Annotated in this window: 24 protein-coding genes, 2 pseudogenes and 1 riboswitch; of the genes and pseudogenes, 4 read left to right on the top strand and 22 right to left on the bottom strand. The window is 48.0% G+C overall.

Features of this window, described 5'->3' with window-relative positions:
• Nucleotides 1–81: 81 nt before the first annotated feature.
• On the bottom strand, nucleotides 82–222 hold the full coding sequence (locus tag RE628_RS06180) for a hypothetical protein (protein ID WP_309153938.1): 141 nt from the start codon (nucleotides 220–222) through the stop codon (nucleotides 82–84).
• Nucleotides 223–462: 240 nt separating this feature from the next.
• Here RE628_RS06180 and RE628_RS06175 point away from each other — a divergent pair, with 240 nt between their 5' ends.
• Complete coding sequence (locus tag RE628_RS06175; RefSeq protein ID WP_309157917.1) at nucleotides 463–1506, top strand: IS110 family RNA-guided transposase; 1044 nt, start codon at nucleotides 463–465, stop codon at nucleotides 1504–1506.
• A gap of 188 nt (nucleotides 1507–1694) precedes the next feature.
• On the opposite strand, the gene RE628_RS06170 is transcribed toward RE628_RS06175, so the two are convergent.
• The 7 genes and pseudogenes from RE628_RS06170 to RE628_RS06140 form a co-directional block, all read right to left on the bottom strand.
• Entirely contained in the window at nucleotides 1695–1835 is a 141-nt protein-coding gene (locus RE628_RS06170; protein ID WP_309153938.1) for a hypothetical protein, read from the bottom strand.
• A 200-nt stretch (nucleotides 1836–2035) separates the two neighbouring features.
• Nucleotides 2036–2920: an IS3 family transposase gene (locus tag RE628_RS06165; protein WP_309153810.1), complete on the bottom strand. Its 885-nt coding sequence runs from the start codon at nucleotides 2918–2920 to the stop codon at nucleotides 2036–2038.
• Nucleotides 2872–3186 carry a helix-turn-helix domain-containing protein gene (locus RE628_RS06160; RefSeq protein ID WP_309153811.1) on the bottom strand — a complete coding sequence of 105 codons (315 nt, stop codon included), beginning with the start codon at nucleotides 3184–3186 and terminating at the stop codon, nucleotides 2872–2874. The genes RE628_RS06165 and RE628_RS06160 overlap by 49 nt, the downstream gene beginning before the upstream one ends.
• Nucleotides 3187–3299: 113 nt before the next feature.
• Nucleotides 3300–4262, bottom strand: a complete 963-nt coding sequence (locus RE628_RS06155; protein WP_309157916.1) for a DMT family transporter — start codon at nucleotides 4260–4262, stop codon at nucleotides 3300–3302.
• 141 nt (nucleotides 4263–4403) lie between these two features.
• A riboswitch (FMN riboswitch) is annotated at nucleotides 4404–4579 on the bottom strand.
• A 381-nt stretch (nucleotides 4580–4960) separates the two neighbouring features.
• Nucleotides 4961–5929: an ABC transporter ATP-binding protein gene (locus tag RE628_RS06150; protein ID WP_309157915.1), complete on the bottom strand. Its 969-nt coding sequence runs from the start codon at nucleotides 5927–5929 to the stop codon at nucleotides 4961–4963.
• Between the two features lie 14 nt (nucleotides 5930–5943).
• Nucleotides 5944–6681, bottom strand: coding sequence for an ABC transporter permease (locus tag RE628_RS06145; RefSeq protein ID WP_309159385.1), 738 nt, complete (start codon nucleotides 6679–6681; stop codon nucleotides 5944–5946).
• A 185-nt stretch (nucleotides 6682–6866) separates the two neighbouring features.
• A pseudogene (locus tag RE628_RS06140) lies at nucleotides 6867–7643 on the bottom strand (ABC transporter permease).
• Between the two features lie 476 nt (nucleotides 7644–8119).
• On the opposite strand from RE628_RS06140, the gene RE628_RS06135 reads away from it, so the two are divergent.
• Nucleotides 8120–8431, top strand: a complete 312-nt coding sequence (locus RE628_RS06135; protein ID WP_309155764.1) for a transposase — start codon at nucleotides 8120–8122, stop codon at nucleotides 8429–8431.
• A gap of 10 nt (nucleotides 8432–8441) precedes the next feature.
• Nucleotides 8442–9374, top strand: a complete 933-nt coding sequence (locus RE628_RS06130) for an IS3 family transposase (protein ID WP_309159384.1) — start codon at nucleotides 8442–8444, stop codon at nucleotides 9372–9374.
• A gap of 411 nt (nucleotides 9375–9785) precedes the next feature.
• On the opposite strand, the gene RE628_RS06125 is transcribed toward RE628_RS06130, so the two are convergent.
• The 14 genes and pseudogenes from RE628_RS06125 to RE628_RS06060 all read right to left on the bottom strand — a co-directional run bounded on the left by RE628_RS06125 (nucleotide 9786) and on the right by RE628_RS06060 (nucleotide 22977).
• The gene (locus RE628_RS06125) at nucleotides 9786–11462 is read right to left on the bottom strand and encodes an S-layer homology domain-containing protein (RefSeq protein WP_309157914.1); all 1677 of its coding nucleotides are present in this window, start codon (nucleotides 11460–11462) and stop codon (nucleotides 9786–9788) included.
• A complete protein-coding gene (locus RE628_RS06120; RefSeq protein WP_309157913.1) occupies nucleotides 11401–12105 on the bottom strand; it encodes a right-handed parallel beta-helix repeat-containing protein in 705 nt (234 codons plus the stop codon). Before RE628_RS06120 ends, RE628_RS06125 begins: the two co-directional genes overlap by 62 nt.
• Nucleotides 12009–12245 carry a hypothetical protein gene (locus RE628_RS06115; protein ID WP_309157911.1) on the bottom strand — a complete coding sequence of 79 codons (237 nt, stop codon included), beginning with the start codon at nucleotides 12243–12245 and terminating at the stop codon, nucleotides 12009–12011. The genes RE628_RS06120 and RE628_RS06115 overlap by 97 nt, the downstream gene beginning before the upstream one ends.
• 5 nt (nucleotides 12246–12250) lie before the next feature.
• Nucleotides 12251–12583, bottom strand: a complete 333-nt coding sequence (locus RE628_RS06110) for a carbohydrate-binding protein (protein WP_309157909.1) — start codon at nucleotides 12581–12583, stop codon at nucleotides 12251–12253.
• A complete protein-coding gene (locus tag RE628_RS06105; RefSeq protein WP_309157908.1) occupies nucleotides 12580–14319 on the bottom strand; it encodes a hypothetical protein in 1740 nt (579 codons plus the stop codon). The genes RE628_RS06110 and RE628_RS06105 overlap by 4 nt, the downstream gene beginning before the upstream one ends.
• Entirely contained in the window at nucleotides 14289–16172 is a 1884-nt protein-coding gene (locus RE628_RS06100; protein ID WP_309157907.1) for an RICIN domain-containing protein, read from the bottom strand. Before RE628_RS06100 ends, RE628_RS06105 begins: the two co-directional genes overlap by 31 nt.
• A gap of 243 nt (nucleotides 16173–16415) precedes the next feature.
• A pseudogene (locus RE628_RS06095) lies at nucleotides 16416–17125 on the bottom strand (prolipoprotein diacylglyceryl transferase).
• 55 nt (nucleotides 17126–17180) lie between these two features.
• Nucleotides 17181–17795, bottom strand: a complete 615-nt coding sequence (locus tag RE628_RS06090) for a TetR/AcrR family transcriptional regulator (protein WP_309157906.1) — start codon at nucleotides 17793–17795, stop codon at nucleotides 17181–17183.
• 178 nt (nucleotides 17796–17973) lie between these two features.
• Nucleotides 17974–19065 carry a carbohydrate ABC transporter permease gene (locus RE628_RS06085; RefSeq protein ID WP_309157905.1) on the bottom strand — a complete coding sequence of 364 codons (1092 nt, stop codon included), beginning with the start codon at nucleotides 19063–19065 and terminating at the stop codon, nucleotides 17974–17976.
• A complete protein-coding gene (locus tag RE628_RS06080) occupies nucleotides 19023–19487 on the bottom strand; it encodes a carbohydrate ABC transporter permease (protein WP_309157904.1) in 465 nt (154 codons plus the stop codon). Before RE628_RS06080 ends, RE628_RS06085 begins: the two co-directional genes overlap by 43 nt.
• Entirely contained in the window at nucleotides 19484–20146 is a 663-nt protein-coding gene (locus RE628_RS06075) for a carbohydrate ABC transporter permease (RefSeq protein WP_309157903.1), read from the bottom strand. The genes RE628_RS06080 and RE628_RS06075 overlap by 4 nt, the downstream gene beginning before the upstream one ends.
• Nucleotides 20147–20332: 186 nt before the next feature.
• On the bottom strand, nucleotides 20333–20617 hold the full coding sequence (locus RE628_RS06070; RefSeq protein ID WP_309157902.1) for a hypothetical protein: 285 nt from the start codon (nucleotides 20615–20617) through the stop codon (nucleotides 20333–20335).
• The gene (locus RE628_RS06065; protein WP_309157900.1) at nucleotides 20548–21735 is read right to left on the bottom strand and encodes an ABC transporter substrate-binding protein; all 1188 of its coding nucleotides are present in this window, start codon (nucleotides 21733–21735) and stop codon (nucleotides 20548–20550) included. Before RE628_RS06065 ends, RE628_RS06070 begins: the two co-directional genes overlap by 70 nt.
• Nucleotides 21736–21972: 237 nt before the next feature.
• Nucleotides 21973–22977 (bottom strand): LacI family DNA-binding transcriptional regulator, encoded by a 1005-nt coding sequence (locus tag RE628_RS06060; protein WP_309157899.1) that lies wholly within the window; start codon nucleotides 22975–22977, stop codon nucleotides 21973–21975.
• 205 nt (nucleotides 22978–23182) lie between these two features.
• On the opposite strand from RE628_RS06060, the gene RE628_RS06055 reads away from it, so the two are divergent.
• Nucleotides 23183–23887 carry a hypothetical protein gene (locus RE628_RS06055; protein ID WP_309157898.1) on the top strand — a complete coding sequence of 235 codons (705 nt, stop codon included), beginning with the start codon at nucleotides 23183–23185 and terminating at the stop codon, nucleotides 23885–23887.
• The last annotated feature ends 51 nt before the right edge of the window (nucleotides 23888–23938 follow it).

Raw genomic sequence — 23938 nt, 5'->3', positions numbered from 1 at the left:
CATTAGACCCGGGGCAAACGAAGGTTTAGGAGAGAATTTGCGAGTTTCGTTTGCACTAGGTGACAAACTGAACGTGCGTTTCTAGCTGGCAATCGCTCTCCTTGACGAAGGCATTGAATGTGGTAACCAACCCACGGATAGCAGCGTGCCGACCGTCGCTCGCTTATTTGCTCCCGCGCCTAGTGCTTCGATGGAAATACGATGGTTGACAAAAATGTTCATAGCAGCGAAACTGAGTATCGTTATTTAGATCAAAATGGGCAGTTAAAAATTCTAGCTATGATGAACAAAACAGCCCCCGTATTTGCTTCGAATCGTAGGTTAAAATGGATACTGTAGAAAACCCATTTCAGAGCTACAAAGCAAAAGGAGGCTGTCATTAATGCAGTTTACCACAAAATACGTCGGTTTAGATGTATCAAAAGAAAAAATTTCCGTTGCCATTGCAGATGAGGACGAGAATTGCCACGTTACTACGGAACTATAGCGCATACCCCTGCCGCTCTTCGGAAACTTATCAAGGAATTAGGTCCTGCAAATTCCTTAGCATTCTGTTACGAAGCTGGTCCGACTGGATACGAAACACACCGCTGGATCGAATCTATGGGAGCAAGTTGTACCGTGATTGCCCCTTCCCTTATGCCCAAACGGCCTGGCGACCATGTAAAAACGGACCGCCGGGATGCGGAGCAACTCGCTCGTCTTTTCCGAGCAGGTGAGTTGACCGCGGTTCATATACCATCGCGAGATGACGAAGCATTGCGGGATTTAGTTCGTTCCCGTGAAGCAGCCAAGGAAGATGCGCACCGCGCTCGTCAACGGATCCTTAAGTTTCTCCTGCGCCATCAAGTTCATCCACCGGATACCATCAAACGTCGTTGGACAAAGAAATATCGCGCTTGGCTGGCTTCATTGTCATTCGAACATGAAGCGATGCAGGTCGTGTTTACCGAAATGATTCATGCGCTCGAGGAAGTTGAACAACGCATGGGCCGTTTAGAAGATGCGCTTCTTAGGCAAGCCACAACGGGGGCAAAGGCGGTTGTGATTCAGACCCTTCAATCCTTGCGCGGTGTTGCGCGTCTTACGGCGATTACCATTGCTGCGGAGATTGGCACGTTCGCGCGGTTTCGCTCGCCTGCTCAGCTCATGGCCTACTTAGGTCTAGTTCCTCGTGAGCATTCGTCAGGTCAAAGTACACGACGAGGTTCTATGACCAAGGCCGGTAACAGCCATTTGCGTCGAACGTTAGTGGAGTCAGCATGGAGCTACCGTCATCGACCTACTGTAAAAGGTGAACTAGCGAACCGCCTAGAAGGATTGCCTCCAGACGTACAACTTTTGTCTTGGAAGGCACAAGAAAGATTGCATACGAAATATCGACATCTTGTTTTTGGAAAAAGCAAACCTAAAAACGTAGCTATTGGTGCCGTGGCCAGAGAATTAGTCGGGTTTATTTGGGCGGTTGCTCGGATTGCAGAACAACCTCAAAATTCTTATTTGTAAAAAGGGGAAAGGGTATAACCCGGTTCTCTCCACAGAAGTCGTTCATGAGAAAAGAAAAACGGGTATAAGTAACTGCTTTAAACCTATGAAGGATTAACCACCGGAGCATTAGACCCGGGGGCAAACGAAGGTTTAGGAGAGAATTTGCGAGTTTCGTTTGCACTAGGTGACAAACTGAACGTGCGTTTCTAGCTGGCAATCGCTCTCCTTGACGAAGGCATTGAATGTGGTAACCAACCCACGGATAGCAGCGTGCCGACCGTCGCTCGCTTATTTGCTCCCGCGCCTAGTGCTTCGATGGAAATACGATGGTTGACAAAAATGTTCATAGCAACGAAACTGAGTATCGCTATTAGAGCAATTTCGTGGTATAAGGTCCAATTTTCTCCCGATTAACGATCTGTAGTTTCGTTAGAATTAATTTGCGGCTGTTTTTGAGGAAATAACGATCCGTAGTTTCGTTAGAAAATTAAAAGAATACCCCAAGACCGTTGGTCAAGCCCCTATTTTGTAGACATTGAAAAAGCCCTTAGGCCACGAGCTGGCGTCGGTACTGTACTGGCGTCAGCTTGTTTAGTTTTCTTTGTGGTCGATTATGGTTATAAAACTGGATATATGTCTCAATTCTCCTTTGTACCTCATCCAAAGTTCGGATATCATAGGGATAGAGTCCTTCCGTCTTTAGATGTGAGAAGAAGCTCTCCATCGAGGCATTGTCATAACAATTGCCTCTGCGAGACATGCTGATTTGGGCGCCAACCTGTGGCAGCATGTCGTGGTAAGCATAGGACGTGTACTGGAACCCTTGGTCGCTGTGAACGATCAATCCAGACACGTCCTTAGTCTTTTCAAAGGCATTTCTGAATGTCTGTAAGACCAGCTCGTTATCATTTCGCAAACTCATATGGTAGGCTACAATTTCGTTATTAAACAAGTCTTTGATTGCCGAAAGGTAAACCCAGGTGTCCAAAACTCGGAATTGGGTCACATCTGTTACCCATTTTTGATTGGGCTCATCCGCCTTGAAATTACGACTCAAGAGGTTATCTGCAAAGCGTCCACCAACAGAGGAGGAATAGTTATAACGCCGCTTACGACGTATTTTAGCTTGTAATTCCAAGGCTTGCATAAGACGCAATACTTTCTTGTGATTCCACCACACCTGATGGTCTTGGAGCAGAAATAATTGGATCTGCCGGTATCCGTACTTGCCTTCATATCGATCATATACGGCTTGGATCAAGGCTTTGCAAGACTCATCCCGATCTGTTTCTCCTCGCTTCAGATAGGCATAATATCCACTTCTTGAGACTTTCAATAACTTACATAGTGCATAAACATTTGATCCATCGGCTAATTCTTTGATTATAGAAAACTTCTCTTTCGTACCTCCCGCATCCAGATTTTCAAACACTTTTTTAGCATAAGATTCTCCCGTTCTAATTGTTGAACATACCGATTCTGATCCACATATTCTTTGCGTCTTCCTCGTTGATCCAGCAGACCAAACTCCCCTTGCTCACGGTATTTCCTCATCCACCTTTTCACTCTGTCTTTATCTTGAATTTCAAGATGCTCGGTTATCTGTCGATAGGTCCATTTCTCCTCAACATGTAATCGAATCGCTTCTATTTTGGTTTCTTCAGAATATGATTTAAACTTTTTCCCTTTGTTTGACACAAAAATACACCCCTAGAATTCATCGGTTTACCCAGGGGGTTTTTCCAATGTCTATTCTAAAGGGTGCACGTCACCGTCCGTCTCAGGGTATTCTGTAAAATCGTCTTATATTATTAAGCCGCTGAAGCATTATTCTGTCTTGAGATCGTGAATAATACGACCCAGATCAGTAGGAAGCCGATCGCTTGAGCGACGGTTACGATCTGCTGGAAAGCGATCCAATTGATCAGGACGCCGACCATCGGGAAACTGAGCTCCGCCAGTGTGGCCACTGACGCCTTCGTAGTAGTTAGACCTTTATAGTAGACTAGGATACTGAGCAGTCCTGGCAGCAGCGCCTGACCGAGCAGGTTAAGTCCTACCAAGGATAGCTCGGATGAGCCTGATGGAAGATTCCACGCAGCGCCTTCATTCCAGGTTACCGCGAACAACAGTGGAAGCGCGAGAACGAATCGCAGTGAGGTCACCGTCTCATATTTCATTTGACCGACCATCAATCTGCCCATTACGGTTGAACCACCCCATAGAGCTGCAGCACCCAAGGATAACAGACTTCCGACTTGCACAAATTCATTCCAGTGCCCGAACGGGATTGCAAAGCCGAAGGTTAGGAAATAGGTTCCGGCCAGCGCAACCAAGAGCAGAATTGAGAAATGACGCGGCAGCTTCTCTTTAAGTAGAAATCTTGCTAAAATGATGGCGAATAACGGCTGCAGCTTCTGCAGTAGCAGTACTGCGTTGGCATTGCCGTTAGCGAGCCCCATCGTGAACAGGATCGTCGCTATGGCCGAGCCGCCCCAGGAAATAAAGAGCAGTGCGCCGAAATGCTTCATGCTAATGCCTTTCAATTCCCCGCGATTCTTCCATAACACAGGAATAGCGATAAGTGCGATAATCACATGCTCCAACAGAACGATTTGCGCCGAAGTGAGCGCGCGGAGCAGAATAATCCGGAATAATGGATCGACACCCCATAGGGCCGCTCCCAATACTACTAGCCAAAATCCACTTTTTGATTTGGCAGGCCGCACTGAAGCGGGCTCCTGCACCTTGTAGCCTGTACTTACGTTTTCCATCTTGCTGTCTCTCCCTCTCCTTGAATACAGAGTCTTGCCAGCAGAAAGCCCCCGTGAATCGACAACAGTCGACATTTACGGGGGCTGATGAAATAAGCATGCGCAAAGACAGACTTATCGCCTTATCTGCACAAACTTACGTTTGATCTTCTCCCATCCGGACTTTACCGTCGGCTCTGGATTTGCACCAGATCAGTCGCTAATCGTCCAACAAGACGACGAATAACGAGTCGCGGGCTGTGATCCAATCGCCATGATTTATGACAATTGGACCATTCACCGCCAGTCAGGAATTTCACCTTACCCCGAAGATCCATATTCAAATTTTAATTGTTTGATTTTGTTGTATCGGCTGAACTCATAATACTATCATTACTTTGGATACACTGTAATGAATATCACATTATATTTAGTATATGACTTGTTTCATGTAATTTCAATGAGAATAATTTCATTATTTCATTCTATTTAATATTTGTATGCAGCAAAGCAGGTTCGTGCAACTCAAAAAATTTCACATGTATGCTAATAGTAAGCGTTCAAAAAGTCCGGTTTTCAGCACCGAGAAGGTTGGATAAAGCTAAGGTCTGAGGAGCGGAGCGTACGTTTTGGGTACGTGAGCACCGGAGGGCCCGGCTGAATTCAAGATTCGATGCCGGGCAGCTTCCTGGTTTACTTCGTGATCAAAAGCGGACGGTCTAATATACCTTATGGATGATCTCCTCAAAATCCGGCTCTTTCATCTCGAAATCGTCAATGTCACCCCAGGTTTCCAGCTCACGCAAAATATCGACTGTACTCCACTCCTGACGGTTGGCCTCAATCGTCACGACGTCATCTTCCCGATCGGTTACACGAATCGCGGGGTTAATGGTATCCGGCAGCTGGTAATTGCCCCGGAATGTGACACGAATCTCAGTCGGCAGGCCGATCGTCTCACGAAGCGAGCGAGCGGTACCATCAAAGGTGAGTACACCGTGATTGATAACCATGACACGTCCGCAGAGCTGCTCAATATCATCCATGTCATGCGTTGTCAGGAGTATCGTCTTCCCGAAATCCTCATTTAACTGCTTGAGAAATTTCCGTATATTTCGCTTGGCATTCACATCAAGCCCAATTGTCGGTTCGTCCAGGAATAGGACATTGGGATCATGCAGCAGTGATGCGGCCAGATCGGCCCGCATTCGTTGACCGAGCGACAGCTTACGGACAGGCGTATCCCAGAACTCATATAAGTCTAGAAGCTCTGCCAATTGGTCGATGCGCTTTCGCTTATCGATATCTGTCACATTGTACATTTTTGCCAATATGTCATAGGAGGCCTTGACCGGTAAATCCCACCACAGCTGACTTCGCTGTCCAAATACGACGCCGAGGCGACGCACCGCCTTCCGCCGCTCCTGATGAGGATTATAGCCGCCAACGACCACCTCGCCTGAGCTTGGATGAAGGATGCCAGTTAGCATCTTGATGGTCGTCGATTTACCAGCTCCATTCGGTCCAATATATCCGACAAATTCGCCCTGCTCAACCTGGAAGCTGATGCCGCCAACCGCTTCTTTCCTAGTATATTCTCGCGCGAATAACGTCCGAATGCCGGAGAATCTTCCCTCACGGACCATCGGGGTCTTGAATTCTTTATATAAATTTTTAGCTTCGATCATTAGCGTACCCTCCCTTAACTTCCTGTACTCTGGTATTTCGTAATTCCGAACCGCCAGAACCGCATACTTGCTCCAAGACAAATTATTGCCACTACGGCCACAGCCGCTAGCACCCAGGCTCCAAGTTCACCGCGAATAATATACAACGCCGGAACATAATTCACGAAACCGACGGGAATAACGATCAGCAGCATGGAAGACATCCATTTCGGATATAACGTAAGTGGATATTGCCCTGCCGTTCTTGCCGCATCCTCGGTAAAGGTCTGCAATTCATCGATCCGCGTCGTCCAGAAGCCAATCGTGGCTGTAGCCAGCCCGATTGAGAATAGAATCACCGCACCTGTTACAATAATGAAAAGTGTAAATACAATGGAGGTCCAATCAATCTGACCATTGTGCCATAATCCACTCATCGACCAGCATAGGATGAAGCCTCCCTGCAGCACCTCTCCAAGCATAATACGGAAATTCCGCGGCATGATGGCGAGCAGCACGGGTACAGGCCTGGTCAGAATCTGATCCAGTTCCCCGGCCACCAGATATTTTTCTAAATGATGAACCTCATCGGCAAACGTACGATACAACGTCTTCGACAACGTAATGACCGAGAATAGATAACCGATTTCATACATAGACCAGCCCTGGATCGCCCCGAATTTGTATAACACAATCGCGATCATCAGAAATTCTGAAATTTGAATCAGTGCCGCGAGAACAGAGCCAAGCATAAAATTAAAGCGGTATTGCATCCGACTGCGAACACTTGTCTTGATCAATAGAACGTATAGCTCTAGCCAGGACTTTAGCCTGCTGCGCAGGTTCGGCTTTGGTTCCAAGTCAGGATTGTTATTTTGATTCGGCCTTTTATGCAAATTTGGCTCGCCGATTACTACCAGTTGTTCACCCAAAGTACTGCTCGAGTTCAATTTTTCACTCATCCGCCCTGCACCTCCACTTTATGCCGCAGCACCTTAGTCGCCAGTAGGCAGATCAATGTCAAGAAGACACACCAAAGCAGCGTCCCCCATAAGTGAGAGCCGTGTTCATAACCAAGATAGATCCGCGTAGGGATGTAGAGAAGGTACGGGTAAGGCGTTAGCCACGCTAATTGAGACAACCAGGACGGTAGCCATTCCAGCGGAATGAAGAAGCTGGCCAGCAAATTCACGAGTGCGTGATTCGCCCAATAGAACCAGGAGGATTCTGTCGTCCACAAAGCAGTTACACCGATGAGATAATTCATGCAGATCGATATATAGGCTGCACCTACTATACTGACGGCAACAAGTAGAACTGTGAATATACTCTTGGGAATGTAGAGCGGAAAAATGATGAGATACAGGATGAAGATTGGGAGTGATTTGTACACAAACTGGTAGGCAATTTGCCCCCATTCGCGAGCCGCCATATGGCTAAACAAATGGATGGGTCGCATCAGATCCAGTGAGATTTACCTGGTCCGCACAGCTTGCGGTATGCCGAGTCCGTTCGAAATGAAGCTGGTAATCCACAGCAGACTCTGCGTGAAGCAGATGTAACTGATCATGCCGGGGGTTCCATAAGTGCCGAGGGGATTGTCCCTGCCGAGTCCGATCCAAATACTGGCGTAGATGAATCCGAACATCGCACTGGCGAGGTTGTGCACCATATGTGCACCACGGTACTGCAAATTGCGTGAATAGGCCTTTGAAGCCAACGTAAAATAAAGCATGAAGCACCTCCGATAAGCATTTGTGACGGCTTGTTCCGTCCACTTCAGACAAGGGCATTTTGCAGCAGTAGGGACAATCATCATACCTTAATATTCCAGGAGTGGCAACTGTTATTTATGTTTTGTGGGACCGTGGATAAGATGAGTGATGATAAAGGAATGATGAATAATGAATAATAATGATGAAGTGAGTTATGCTTAGCTAATTCAATTAGGTAACTGGTGCGAGTTGGGTTGGGAGTTGAGCTTGGGGTTGAACGTGTGAACTGTGCTGTGCAAGTGAGTTTGGTGAGTTGATTTATTCGAGAGTCAGAATGGTTTGCGAGCATCAGATAGAGAATTGATGCAATAATGCAGTTTTTTTGATGGAATAGTAGTCGAAAATAGAAAATTCCTGCAATAACCTCACGGCCCCCTAATAAAAGTGGAGTCTTACCCTCCAATAAATTAGACTATTTATAAAGGGGAGATTCGAAATGAAACGAAAGAATAAAGCGTATGAAGAAGTTCGTTTACAGGTGGTCCGTGAGGCACTAGCAGGGATTAAGGTAGCCGTATTGTCCCGTAAGTATGGAGTTCATCCTGAGACTATTCGTAGTTGGATCAGGGAGTATCGAGATCAAATCGAAGAGCATGAGATACCCGCTGCAGATGAACAGCTACAGGAATTAAAAAGATTGCAGGAAGTCGAAGAGAAATACCAAACCGCTGTAAAGATCCTAGGCGAAAAGGAATTAGAAATCGAAATCCTGCGTGAACTCTTAAAAAGAAGAACCCTGCTTATCTGAAAGATTCGAAATAGCAGACCAGTTTATTAAGCAGGGATATTATGCAGCACTGGTACTGCGAATCTTAGGGTTGGCTGAGTCAAGCTATTATGCACGAAAAAAAAGAATAGGCCAACATGATGAGCCTGTAACACGCATTCGTAAAGGGCGTCCATGCCCAGGTTATTCCCTAACGGAAAACGGTACCAGAGTAAGCGACGAACAGATTAAAGAGTGGTTCGTAGAGCTTACAGAAGGCGAAGAGAACGAGTATGGGTATAAATTGCTTGCTGAGTGCCTCCGTAAGGATCACCGTCTCATTTTGAATAATAAGAAAGCTTACCGTTTGTGTCGTGAATTGGGGATTCTCCAAAAGTATCGAGAGAGAAGAACGAAGCATCCTCGTCGATTGCCTAGAAATCGTCTAGTCACCGGTCCGAATCAGTTATGGCAAATGGATATTAAATATGGTTACGTAGCAGGACGTGACCGCTTCTTTTTCCTGCTCAGTATCATTGATGTATTCGACCGCGCTATTGTGAGCTATTACCGAGGCTCTGAATGTAAGGCTACTCATGCAATTCAAGTTCTGGGAAAGGCACTAGAGTCCCGGATCCAGCCAGGAGAATCGCTACCCACGATCCGAACAGATAATGGACCTCAATTTATCAGTGCTTTATTTGGAGATACGTGTGAAAATTGGGGCATTTCACACGAAAGAATCCCTCCTAAAACTCCAAATATGAACGCATATATTGAGTCGTTTCACAGTATTGTGGAGAAAAATCTATTCAGCAAAATGGAATACAAGACGATGGAGGCCGCCTATGAATCGATAGATAACTATATCGATTTCTACAACAACCGAAGAATGCATGGCAGTCTGAAACGGATGTCTCCACTCCAATTTTCTAGTTGGATTATGCAGTTCGAAGATCGGTCTCAGTTCTATAGATCTTTGTAAAACTTTAAAATATAGCGTTAGACTACGAATACAGTATTTTACTCGGGTCAGACTCCAGATTTAGGGGGCCGAACCGATAATGCAGTTTTTTTATCTGGATTGGCCCGATTTCAAGCAAATAGCCGCAAAAAACTGCAGATTGGCAGGCTTTAATAAATGTAGGGGATTTTGTATGCTAAAAACTGCATTTTTGCAGTTTTTTTATAACTTCGGCCGTCGTCTAGTTACTCACATCACCTCGCCACACTTGATTCTGGAACGATACTTTAACTGGGACACATCCTACTTTACCTATCTAGCTAATATCATCCGCATATCTATCAAAAAATAGAGGACGCCAATGAGCGCCCTCTATTCCTAAGTTGAACCCTTTTTCCTATTCCCTACTCATTCACCCGTTTAAAATCTCATTTAAGGATTGAGCAGTTTCACCGCTGTAAGCAGCCGAGACAGGATGACCGCTGCTTCCGCTCTTGTCGTGCGGCTGGCTGGAGCGAATTTATCTTTGCTCTGTCCCTGCATAATACCTGCCTGGAGCATTAGTTCCACTTCTTCTTGGGACCATGAATGAAGCTGAGAACCGTCGGCATAGCCTGACACCAGATTCGTGCTTTCCCCGGTCGCAAGGATCACTTCCGTCCCCGTTCCCTGCTTCACCCCGTTCTGGAGCAATCTCAGCGCCCGCGCTCCCATCACGGACATTTCTTCCCGGGTAATTTGCGTGTTCGGATGGAAGCTGTGATCAGCATAGCCTTGCACTAGTCCGTAATGGACGGCCGTAGCGACAGCATCTCCATACCATGCATCGGGCTTCACATCGTAATACAAGGCATCTCCACTGCTTCCAGCTTGAAGACCAAGCGCTCTGACGAGCATCGCAGCAAATTCAGCTCGGCTGACGGGCTGCCCCGGTGCAAAGAGATCCGCACCAACACCATTCAGGATTTGCCTTATAGCCAGCTTCTCAATATCCGCTTGAGCCCAGTGGCCTTCGATATCCGCAAAGGTTACCAGATGGTGAGCTGCAACAAAGATTCCGTTCGCCGCGCTCTTCACAATAACCGTAGTCGTACCATCAGCATTCGTCTCCAGCCAGGCCGGAACGTAGCTAAACTTACCTGATGCCGGATCATACAACAGAACGACCGTGGTTGACGGATCCAGCTTGCTGTCTACCTTCCATTGGCGCAGAACATAGATAGCTCCTTCATAACGGTCTATCTGGACCGTCTTGCTTCCTTCCGAGACTTGAACCATAAATTGCATGGCATTTCCCATCAGCTCTAAACCATGCTGCTTGGCCTTGTCACTGAACCCTGCCTTCTCCTGAGGAGAAATTTGAATCATCACAACAGCTAGTTGTCTGTCAACAACACCTGCTTGCTCTATCACCTGATCGGTCAGACTGAGCGGGAATCGGTATACCGATCCGCCTTCTCCCGTTACCTCAATCACCGCCTCCGGATGTTCGGCCGCGGCTGCCGCTAATACAGCTGCTGTCAAGTTCACCCTACCCTCGTCATCGGTCTTCAGCTCAATCGTCGTCTTACCTTGGCGCAAAGCTTCCTGCAAGACAGAGTCAGATAAGGATCCCGCAGACTGGCCAGCACCTGCTCCTCCACTTGACCCACCAGTGCCTCCAGAATTGCCCGTGCCTGGATTACTTGGTTCACCCGGATCGACCGGAGGCTTCTTACCCGAAGCAAAGCCTTCGTTAATCTCTTTGAAGTTGAAGGTAATCGAAGGGTTGGATACCATCTTCATCCGATCTCCGCGAATAATCACATTGTCGACGGTTGCTGAGCCTTTAAGGCCCGACGTAACATCGACTCCATTCGTACCTGTTCCATCGATAACGATATTTTTCAGCAATACATCCTGTATCGTAAAATCACCATGGGCAATCAGCCCGGCATACGTGCTGTCCTTCACCACATTATCCTGAACCACAATCTTCCCCTTCATATCGCTCTCCCCGGCAAACAACCAGAGCGCTCCCAGACTCACACCGAATCCCGTATCATAACTACCAGGTACGAAGCAATGTATTCCGCTCCACAACAGTCGTTCCTGCAAAAGGTTCGGCATTGAAACGAGTAGATACAGCAATCCCCGCACCATTCGCTACCGTATCCATGACCACATTATCTTGGATCTTATTGTCTTTGCCACCAAATACGACGATGTTGTCAGCCAGCCAAGGCAGGGCGACTGTGTTGAAGCGGGCTGTATTGTTCACACTAGGCGTTCTCTCCGAACCGTTCACATCAGTCAGCTTGCCATCGGTAAATGACCACATCGCGATGCCGTCATCCCCCGTATAGCGAATATCGCTCTGCTCCATCATACTGTTCGTCGTTCCGACGGCGAAGTTAATGCCATCGGCCATCAAATTGCGGATTCTGAGTCCCATCATGTACAGCTCATTGGTCCGCGCCTTTTCCCCGATCGGCTGTGTCAGCCATAGGCCAGCTTTGGTGTGCTCAATCCAGACCGACTGAATGATCGATCCCGGACCAAATGCTCCATGAAAAGCATTCGTGAACGCTTCATCATCCCGTTCATTAGTGCCTCCATCGATGAGCAGATCATATACTTCAACTGTTCCGCCATGTCCGTAGAACTTAGCTCCGTTCAAGGTCGTATACCACATTCCCGCACCGCGGATGACCGCTGAATCCAGATCCAGCAGTTGATCGCCAAAGTCGAAGCTCCCTGCCGGGAACCACACGCCGGTTCCCCGATCTTGGCCACGGCCAGAGCATCTCTCAAGGCCATCGTATCGTCCTGACCATCATTCGGAACCGCTCCATAATCCGTAACCGATACAAAGCCCTCCGGCATCTCATAAGCAGGAGCCACCTGCTCCATATCAACTAGATCGATGACATAGAAGTCGGCATGATCCCCGCATCCTTCTGCAACCGGATCACTGCCCCTTGCGGCACATCGCCGATTAGCGCATGAATCTCATCGAAGAAGCGATGCCCGCTACCCTGGCGAGGGTCGTTCGACCACGGATAGCTCCCGTACTCCCATGCATATTTCGAGGTCAATCGAAGTGACTGCTTGAATTGCCCATTTACATACAGCGACAAGGTTTGCTCATCGCCCTTTCCATCTTTACTATCTGGAATCGAGTAGCGAACAACGAGTGAATTCGCCGCTTCAGTTAATGGAAATTCTATATAGTCTCCTGTCTTCTTCAACTGAACTGCCTGGCGCCCGACGCTTCCGAAGCGATGCTGCGGTACTTCCGTGACGGCCCTATTAGAACTCCGTTCGTCTTCGCATCCTCTGCTTCATAGTTCACATAAGGAACCGTTGCTCCGCGATACGCCTTATTCACACTATGCTTGACCATTAGACTATCAATTTGCAGGGCTGATATATTCCCGCTTACACCGCTCAGCGACACCGTATTCATGCCTGCACGCAAGTTCAGCTTCACTTCGGCAGTGCTCAAGCCGCCCGAACGCTGCAACAGTACCGCCCCTTCCCCGAGACCATTTACCGTCAGACTCGCTTGCTGCTCGGAGCCAGAGTTATTTTTATAACGGATTTCCCCGGTGTATTCTCCTGCCTCCTGTGCATGAACAGCAAACCTTATCACCTTATCTGTCTTAAAAGCGTCCGCCGCCGCATACACAACATCCGACGCTACAGGAGTAAAGCTCCACAATGACGATTCCGATGAACCTCCTGCTCCATAAATGACACCCGCCATGCTGTATTGCAACAGCCCGCCTGCATCCACCGCATTAGACAAAGTGCGATATCCTAATCGATCTTCCAAAATCCACTGCGAGCCCAGCGGTTTCATGGATGTCGACACGATTGGCTTCTTGCTGCTGTCCAGCGCTAGGTAATGGCCTGTAGTCGTGTTCTTGATCAGATGCCGGCCATTAAAATCCTGCAAAATCCATTTGGAAACTGCACTCGCATCATCACCGCTGACCAGCTTAATTGTCCCGCTTTGTTCTGCAAGCACCTTGCCGCCAGCCCCTTGTGGTGCAATCCGTACGACATTCGTATCATTCTGTACAGGTGTAGCTGTACTCAGATTGCGCTCTTCGTCCATATTAGGCGTATTGAACTGCGGTGGCGCTGACTCCAGCTCCCATTGCACCGATCCCCAGGAGTCAGGGTATAGACCTCGTTCGGCATACCCCGTATTGTTCTGGACGTGAATGAACTCATCGTCGTAATCCCCATACTGACTGCGAATCAGAACTTGATCCCCACCTGCGACGCGATTTACCGCCCAAGAGGATGAGGCGCTATCCCCAGAAGACAGTTCCTTGCTCTCTACAAAAGGATAATCCTCGTTCAGCGTCAGATAATGACCTGTAGCCCGGTTCTGAACGCGCTGCCGTCCATCGGCAGATTGCTCAATCACCCAATGCGAATAACCATTATCTGCAGCTAGATCGCCATATAATACAACACCAGAACTGTTCTCATACAAATAGGAATGATTCGTTACACTCTTGATCCGTACAGGTCCATCTGGCAAAGGTTTCTCGGCGATTTGTGCTGGTTCGGCAATGAAAATAGACTCCGCGCGGTCCGCCGCTCCTTCGGCTCTGCTTACTTTAAAGACAGGTTTACCTTGTTCATTTAGCGTGGCGTATAGATAATGCCCTGTCCAACCGCTCCTAATATTTACTTCATCCTGATCCCGCTGCTCTATTTTCCATTTGATGCTGCCCCATGTATCGTAAACTTCTGATCTGGCCTCTACGGTCAGCTCCGGTTCATCCTGACTCTCAACTTGCGCATCCGCTAAATTCTGAATAGACAGGTAACGGCCGCTGCCCATATTCTTCATCATCACCGGACCGTTCGCACCATTCTTCTCATCCAGGAACCATATAGAATATTCATCATCCGCTGGCCCGTAAGTCACCTCGGTCACCGAATCCGCCGTCCACACATCCTGCAAATATTGGCCCTCAGTTCCCGGAATTCGGAAGCGATACAGTTGATTGTGCTTCTCCCTACAGGGAGGAACTTCCACTGCGGACTGCCCCAATTCGGATTAATGACGCTGTATTCGGCGTATTTGCTCAAATTCTGGATCGATATAAACTTGGTAAAAGGCTCGCCAGGCACTTTATCCGTAACATTACTAAGTAGATACGTGCCTCCGCCGATATTTTTTCCACTCCAAATATAGGTCTCATCGACATTAGACAAGTCGCTTAGCGGCGTCGCCTGGATATGCCCGTCAGGCATGTCAGCGATATTCATGTAATGGCCCGTCTCCCGGTTCTTCAGGAGCTTGCGACCATCATGCTTGACCACTAGCCACTGGTCACGCTGATCATCTGTGCGTAAATTTCCATATTTGATTGTGCCATCCGCATTCTCGTATATATAAAAAGGCTGCCAAACATTCTGAATGCGAATATATTGATCCGATCCGTCCAGAACCAGCGCAGGGTCCACAAGTTCCCATTGCGAGCCGAGACCGTCCGCGTCTGCCGTTACTGTCATACTTCCACCTGATCCAGTGGAAATATAAAGCTCAGGACGTCCGACATTACGGATCGTATTGTAGTCGTCATAACTATCGGAAGGTGTGAACGACCATTCATAGTTCGCGTTAGTCACACTGGCTTCTCCAGTAGACAACTGGTTCCCATCGATGTTCAAATAGCGGTTGCTTGCTGCATTGCGGATTCGTTTGCTCAGATCATAGTCCTCTACAATCCACAAATAGCGCGGGTCCGAGCTTGAAGCCGAATCTATCGCACCATAACGAACTTCTCCTCCGTCCTCGTACAGGAAGTCTGTCGGGACCATTGCATCGGTATATGCCGCTATTCTGACAGACGGTAGGTCTGATGCTGGAACGACTCTCCATAAGGCGTTAACACCGTCAGGGCCTCCGGCCCAATCGTTCGAACGCACATTGTTATCGTCCGGAAATTGCGGGTTCATCCAATTCCCCGGTAGCCCTGCATTTTCGAACACAACATACCCTGGCTGATTAACCGCATTCTCCTGCTTCCATCGGCTGAGCCCAGGCTGTGCTGGATCTTCGTCTATAGCGAATATTCCTGCCCAGGTCGTCTCATTCTGGGCAATGAGATGCCCGGTGGCTCGATTGCGGATCGTGATCTGATCCCCGTCGCTGCTCTCTATATACCAATGAGACATCAGATCATCTGCAGGCCTTACGCCATGCTTGACCAGCCCATCTTCCTCATAGATGACACTACCTGGATGCATATAACTCTCAATGCGGATTGGGGTGCCCTCTACCGCGATGAACGCCCACTGCGGACTCTCAAAAGTAATGTTGATATCCGAGCTTGCTTCCGCGAAGCCCATCTGGTCCTCCTCGTGAATAACCAGATTGCCCTCCGACACTGTGGCACTGCGGACAACCATATACCCAGCCCGATTCGACTTGTCGATGATCCACTTCTCCGCGTTCGAATCCGCCGTCTCATTCGTCGTCAACGCTTGATAGCGCTGCGTCGTCTTGGCCACGGTGATGTAATGTCCTGTCTTCACATTCTTAATCAAGGACTGTCCGCGATCCGTAGCTACGACCCACTGCGCCGACTCGTCTGCTGGATTCGTCATACCATATCTGACTGTACCGTCCGAAGCTTCGTACAAATAATTGCTCTTCCATTTGTTCTTGATCATGACTTTACCGGAGGGAATGTCCGCGGCCCCACTTCCTTCCGCTGCGGCCTTCGCCTGACCGGTAAATGCCGGAAAAGCCGAAATAATCAGCAGCAAGGACATCAGCGCGGCCAAGATCGGCTTCAATCGTCTCATTGTGGCAACCCCCTTATTCAAATTGGGACTTCCCTCTCATCATAGAATAACAGCGCTTACATTCTGATGTGTGTTTGTATTGGAAAAAGGTGTATTTTTACGCAACTGCCCTGACATCATTTTCTGGACAGAAAAATACAACTGTGATTATGGCATTGGTTAGAAATCCGGGGGATAGTCAGAAGACAATTGATCAGATAGATGAAAGAAGAATACTACGCAGCAAAGCCGCTATATCACTGCTTATCGCAGTATAGCGGCTTTGTATTGCCTTGCTATGAACATTCCACATCCTATTACAAACAGGAAAATGGCTATAAATTGCGAGGTCGATAGAACACCGACACTTCCACGTATGATATCCCCTCTGAAAAACTCAAGTATGAATCTGCCTCCGCTATATAAGATCAAATAAAGTGCTGCTACCTGACCGTCGGTTTTTTCCGCTTCGCATAGAGAATCAGTACCGCAAACAGAAGGAAATCCAAGCCGCTTGAAATTAACTGTGTGGGGATCAGCCGTACGCCACCTGGGGCAAGCGAGGAAGATGGAAACACCACTCCAAATGCACTATCTGTCTCACTACCGTAACAGCAGCCCGCCATAAAGCAACCAATTCGACCAAAGCCTTGTGCCAGCGCTACAGACGGGATAATCAAATCAAAATACTTCAAGAACCCTATCTGCTTCTTTCGACAATAGAGATATCCGGCTAACACGCCGCCTATAATCCCTCCGTATACCACAAAACCGTCTGTGATCGTCAGCAGCAAGAAGCTAGGATTTTGCAAAATATTCTCCATCTGAGTGAGCCAAAACAAACCCTTGGCGCCTATTGCCCCGCCTACTAGAGCCCAAACTGTTAGCGAATCAATATGACTACTATCGATATTGAGCCGCTTGGCTCGCTTCATCATAACCATGTAAGCAGCCAGGACACCAATGGCGATCATCACTCCGTATCCATGAACCGTAAAGGGTCCTATTGAAAATAAATCATTGTACACGCTATCCCTCCTCTGCAAAATTAAAAATATTCTCACCAGCATCTAGCATCGCCGCTATTCGTTTGGATACCTCAGCAAAAATTTGTAGGGCGTTATCATTACTGCCGATGCGGCTTCTCTCTTCATTCAGCAATCCGAAAGTTCCATAAACTATAAATATAGCAGAGCTATGGCTATCATCTGTCTTTATAAATCCCTGCTCGATTCCCTCGTCCAAATAACTCCTCACTGGCTCAATAGCACCGCTCAGCATTTTGCCGGACATTGTTCGGAACACCTCAACATCATGCCTGGTCCCCCGCACTTTGTCGCGACCGTTCATTAATCCCATCCAATGAATAAGAACACGCTTGTATCGCTCCGGGTAGGGAATCCTCTTATCTTGTAAAATCTCAGAAATGCCGGACACGAACAGATCAGTATACTTGGCCATAGTGGCTTCAAATATTTCTTCCTTCGAAGCAAAGTGGTGATAGAACATACCAAACGAACCGTTGGCCTGTGTGTAAATATCTTTGACCGAAGTATTGATGTAGCCCTTCTCCATAAACAGCTTGATTGCAATATCCAGTAATTCTTCTTTTCTCACTTCCGGCTTCTTAACAACCCTAGCCATATAACACTCTCCTAACAGAGTATCGCTCTGTTAATATTCTGCTTTACAGAGTGGTGCTCTGTCAAGCGTTGAAATAAGACCGTATTATCAACCTTTAGAAGCAAAAAAGCCGCCCCGTATTTATACGGAACAGCTCTTATCGCATTATATGCAATATTATTTTCGTCCATAATTATGTTTAACCTTTGACCGAGCCACCCATCAAGCCCCTGACGAAATACTTCTGCAGCAAGAAGAAAATGGTGAGCGGCATCAGCATGGAGATGAAGGCAGCCGAGGTTAAGAGATGCCAATCGCTGCCGCGGGAGCCGACCAGATCGGCGATCTTCATGGACATTACCTGTACACTTGGCTGATTGCCGATGAAGATAAGCGAGACGAGATAGTCATTCCATACCCATAGGAATTGGAAGATTCCGATCGAAGCCAGCGCCGGCACCGATAGTGGAAGAATCAAACGACTAAAGATCGTAAAATGACTAGCCCCATCGATAAAAGCCGATTCGAACAAATCCCGTGGCAGTTGACTAATAAAATTGTACATAAAATAAGTCACGAGCGGCAGACCGAATGCCGTATGGGCGAGCCAGATTCCCAAATAGCTCCCGTTCAGGCCGAGCGACGTGTAGTCCTTCAGCACAGGGATCAATGCAACCTGCAGTGGGATCACAAGCAGAGCAATAATGGTAACGAACAGTGTCTTCCTACCGGGAAATCTCAGCCAGGCGAAGGCATATGCGGCAAAAGAAGCGATCAACACAGGGATCACTGTCGCTGGAACAGCAATCGTCAATGTATTCCAGAAGGCTTGAGACAGACCAGTTCCCTTCTGAATTGTCTCGCTGCCATCCGCCTGCTTGAGCTTATATTCCTTGCCGGACAACACATTCTTGTAATTGTCCAGTGTGAACTTCGGCAGCGCCTCCCAATCGCGCTCCTGCACATTCAATGTTCTCGCCCGGCGATTTTCCCATTGTAGCCGCTTGCCGTCAACGACAACGCCCGCCTTCAACTGGTCGTCGCTGAAGGTCTCACCTTCCACCTGAATCGGATCTCGCAGGTCCGTATCTTTCGATAGAGTGAGCGTATCCTTCGTCTGCCAGCCTTGATGAGGAAATACCTTCCACCATCCACTCTGCAATATATCCGCCGCTGGACGGAAGGAAGAAATGAATAGACCCAATGTAGGAATAAGCCAGATTAGACAGATTATACCGAGTACAATATTTACGACAGCTTTGCTGCCTCTTCGCTTGCGATTCGCAGCCATTTACCATCCCCCTGTCTGCGAAATTGACGTAGATTAATAACAATGACAGGAATAATCGCAATTAATAGGACGATGGCCAGCGTCGATCCGTACCCGAAATTGCGGTACATGAAGAATTGGCGGTAAAACTGTGTAGCCACCACCTCGGTATCATACTGTCCTCCGGTCATAACCATGACGACATCGAATATTTTGAGCGTAAATACGACAATCGTCGTCGTCACCGTCAAAATGGTCGCTGAAATATACGGAATAATAATCCGGCGGAATATTCGGATCTCACCGGCGCCATCGACGCGAGCCGCCTCAAGGATATCATCAGGAACACCCTTGATCGCCGCCGAGAAGATCACCATGGCGAACCCGGTCTGCATCCAGATCAGGATCACGATCAAGAATAGATTGTTCCAGGGCTGGATCATACTCGTCCACGCCTGTGGCTCACCGCCGAAGAAGATGACAATCGCATTAAGCAGACCAATCTGCTGATCGCCCGGTTGATAATAGTAGATAAACTTCCAAATGACCCGGCGGCGACGAAAGAGATAGCCATCGGCATGAAGATGATCGCTTTGGCGATTCGCTCATAACTGCTTCGATCCGCCAATATGGCGATGAGCAATCCCAGCGATACACAAGCCAACGTGCCGATGAATACCCAGAGCAGATTGTTGCGCAGCGCGACACCCATCAGTCTGTCGCTAAAAATGGCCGCATAGTTCCCGAAACCCACGAATTTATCAGAGGAGGCGTTGAAGAAACTTAAGTAGAAGGTACGTAGCGCCGGAACAATCAACAGCCAGCCGAGTAGTATAGCCGCGGGGCCGATAAAGATGTAGGGTAATATTTTGCTGCGAAGATGATCGGGATACTTCTCCACCGCCAAGTTAAACGAATAGTAGAGGAAATAAACACCCAGCACTCCCCATAAGACTGCAAGAACGGCCGTAATAAGCGGATTTAGTGCGGAATGACGAAAAAAGATAAAGATTGCCCCATGACCTGCTATGTTCAACACCAGCACAAGAAGCGATAGCAGAACCGCCCCTAAGCTGATTTTGGATTTGTTCACTGCCCGCATACGGCCGCCTCCTTTTTATACTATTTGCACGTATTTTAATCCGGTTTTCAGCACCGAGAAGGTTGGATAAAGCTAGGGACTGAGGAGCGGAGCGTACGTAGTTGGTACGTGAGCACCGGAGGTCCCGGCTGAATTCAAGATTCGATGCCGAGTTACTTCCTGATTCACTTCGTGATCAAAAGCGGATTATTTGTTGTCCCAGCCTGCCTGGATCTGCTTCAAAGCATCATCCAGATTCGCCGCACCGCTGACATAGTCGGTCATTCCTTTCCAGAACGTGCCCGCCCCAACGCGTCCAGGCATCAAATCGGAGCCGTCAAAGCGCAGCGTAGAAGCGTCTTGAACGAGCTTAGCCATACGGCGATCGGATTCCGTCGTATACCAATCGAGCGATGCATCATTCATCGGAGCGATGACGCCGCCGGACTGTACCCAAGTCTTGATCGATTCGCCTGTCGAGAAGAATTCCATAACAGCGCGAACCTCTGGACGGTCGTTGAACATCGAATAAATATCCCTGCTACCAGCACCGGCTTACCGTATTTCTCATCGATTGGTGGGAAATAGAACCAGGCTACATCCTCATCAATTTTGGCCGTCTCTGGGAAGAAGCTCGTGATGAAGTTTGCCTGTCGGTGCAGCCATGCCTTCGGCGGGTTCTCGAACATCGGCGCAGTGGCATCGCCGAATGAGGTCGTAACGATTGATTTTGTGCCACCGTATACATAATCCTTATTCATCCAGATTTGCGACATGAGTTCCACCGCATGCTTCACTTCCGGCGAGGTGAACGGCAGCTCACCCTTTACCCACTTATCGTAATTCTCTGGAGTAGTCGTGCGCAGCATAATATCCTCGACCCAGTCTGTCGCTGGCCAGCCTGTCGCTGCTCCGCTCTCAATCCCGATCGTCCATGGCGTGTCGCCATCCTTCGCGATCTGCTCCGTTAACGCCATCAGCTCATCCCAGGTCTCTGGAATTTTATATCCGGCCTCCTCGAATTGCTTCTTCGGATACCAGACCAGACTCTTCACATTACTGCGGTTCCACACCCCAGCCATAATGTTGTTGCCGTCTTTACTTGGCATGGTCGCCATATCAATCCAGCTCTGATTGTAGTTTGATTTCAATTTATTGGTATCTAGAACCTGATTCAAATCAATAACCTTACCTGTCTTAGCAATAGCAGCGAGTAGACCTGGCTGCGGGAAGTCAGCAATATCGGGTGCATTCCCGCCATCAACACGGATATTAATCGTCGCCTCGAATTCCTTGGTGCCTTCATATTGAATATCGATTCCTGTTTTCTCCTCGAAATCCTTAACGGCGTTCTCGAATTTGACCTGGTCAGCGTCGACGAAAGGCCCCATCATCGTTACTTTGGTACCCTTATACTTACCCTGCAGAGCCAGTTCGAGTGGTGAACCTTCCGTACCTGAACCTTTATCGCTATTCGTATTCGCATTCGTATTGTCGGTCGATTTCCCCTGATTCCCGTCACTCTGCTGATTGCTTCCTTTCTGGTCTGCCTCCTTCCCCGTATTACTGCTTCCCCGCAAGCACTCAGCAGCATCGCAAAGGAAAGACATAAGATCAGCAATAGCGAGACTTTCTGTGTAAGAGCTCTACTCATATTTTCATACATCCCCTCTAACCGTAATTAAGCATCGAGATAACTGATTGTCAGCCTAAGGCTGCACGGATCACCCCCTTGCAAAGCTTTTCAGAAATAACCAGAAAAATTCATATCGATTGGTTTATTCATCTTTGTATGCCCTATTAACCAGTTATATGCCTGAACATGGGAATAAAACGATCCTGCCTCACTACCTCTCCCGCGTAGATTCGCGGATCATCAGTTGATGCTCTAGAACCTCCCTACGAAGCTGTACTCTTCCAGTCGAAATCAACTCATGTAGCTTCTCAGCCGCACGATAGCCCAGTTGATAGATTGGTTGTGCAACTGTCGTTAGCTTGGGGATGAACATACCAGCCATTCGCACATTATCGAACCCTATCACGGAGACCTGCCCGGGAACGAGAATATCCCGATCCTTCAGATAGGAGATCGCCCCCATGGCGAACTCATCGGAGACGCAGAAGATCGCAGTTAATTCAGGGTAACTTGTAAGCAGATGGTGAGTCGCAGCATAAGCATGGTTGAAGCGATAATACGCGTAGCTCACTTTGTTTTTATTTTCTGGAAGACCGAACTCCGTTATCGCACGAATGAACCCGCTGTACCTTGGCGGTCCGGATATGGAATTGTCATGGTTGAAACCGATCATACCGATATCCCGGTGGCCCAGTGCAATCAGAAATTTAACGGCGTCATAGGCCGCCGCTTCATCATCAATCTCGATGCAAGGAAGGTTATATTCCTCTGAATGGGTGGAGACGAGTACTGTGGGGATTTTGCAGTCTGTTAATTTGCGATAATATTCCGGCAGCATGGCGTCACTAGCGAAGACGATCCCGTCAACCTGCTTCTCATGAAAGGTATCAATGTATGCCAACAGACGTTCCTTGTTCCTGTCCGTGTTACAGATCATGAGGCTATAGCCAAGCTTAATGCAGGCATCCTGCATGCCGCGGATCAACCCTGCATAGTACATGCTCTCAATGTCAGGAATAAGCAAGCCGAGAGTGAACGACTTCTTGTAGATTAATCCCCTGGCAAAAGCGTTCGGCTGGTACTTCAACGCCTCGATTGCCTCCAGTACACGCAGCCGCTTACCCTCCCCCACCATTTGCGGCGTATTCATCACCCGGGATACGGTGCTGATCGAAACCCCCGCCCTCCTGGCAACATCATGAATTGTAGGCTTCAATGGTCACGACCTCTTTCCGAAAAGCTTTTCAGTTACATGTGTATGCAACATACGAGGTGATTCATTCGTCATGAGGAATATAGCTTATATGTTCGAGGTGAAGTCGCTTTATGCGAGAGAGGAGAGCTATGAGAAGAACGTTCGTTAAGAAAGGGAGTTACTGTACACTAGCCATCTGCTTGATGACTATTATTCTGATGGGGGCATGTTAACGGCATGTTCCGTGCTTGGAGGTGGTTCTGGTGAGAACCAAGTGCAGGTGAGTACGACTCACAATCCCACTGGTGAGGAGATGCTAAACCTCAATCCTGAGGCTGATATCTTCATGTTCGGGGATCTAATCTATGAAAATGCAGATACATTGGATTGGGTTCAGCAATTCAAGTTCGAGGGTCAGAGCAAAGTAGGAGAGATTACAGCTATATATCGTGATCAGGAGAACTTCACGAACGGCATGTCTACGAAGTTGCCTGTCGGGACTGAGATTTTCAGACCTTCACCCCATCAGTTCTCATCATTGAGTTGGACGGTGAGCAACACCGCTATTTGGGGCTTATTGAAGGGTAGGTCGAGTCGAGTTGCGTTGGGTGATTCCCGATCCCTCCGATTCACGTCATTAAAAGCAAATAGAGCCGCTGCACCACTACTTATCGTAGTTGGGCAAGCGGCTCTATTTAGGTTATCGATGGCACAAAGTAAGGCGTTTCCCGAGATCAACTATAAAATTCCTGCAAAAATGCAGGCTTTTAGCTACAAATCGACCGTTTTTTATAAAATTACTGCATATATGCAGGTTTTTACGCCCATATCCCACGAATCTGAACATTTTAGAGAAAAAAACTGCATCTTTGCAGCAATTTCCTCTTACAGCTTCTTATCCCGTAAAAAAGCTGCATTTTTGCAGGAATAACTGTCTTGGAATACTGCTCGCATCGCATTTAAACTCCTACATTACTCTACA

The sequence above is a fragment of the Paenibacillus sp. D2_2 genome, assembly GCF_031199965.1.
Lineage (GTDB): Bacteria > Bacillota > Bacilli > Paenibacillales > Paenibacillaceae > Fontibacillus.
The sequence above is the reverse complement of the archived record's forward strand: the minus strand, read 5'-3'. Positions and strand labels throughout refer to the sequence as shown.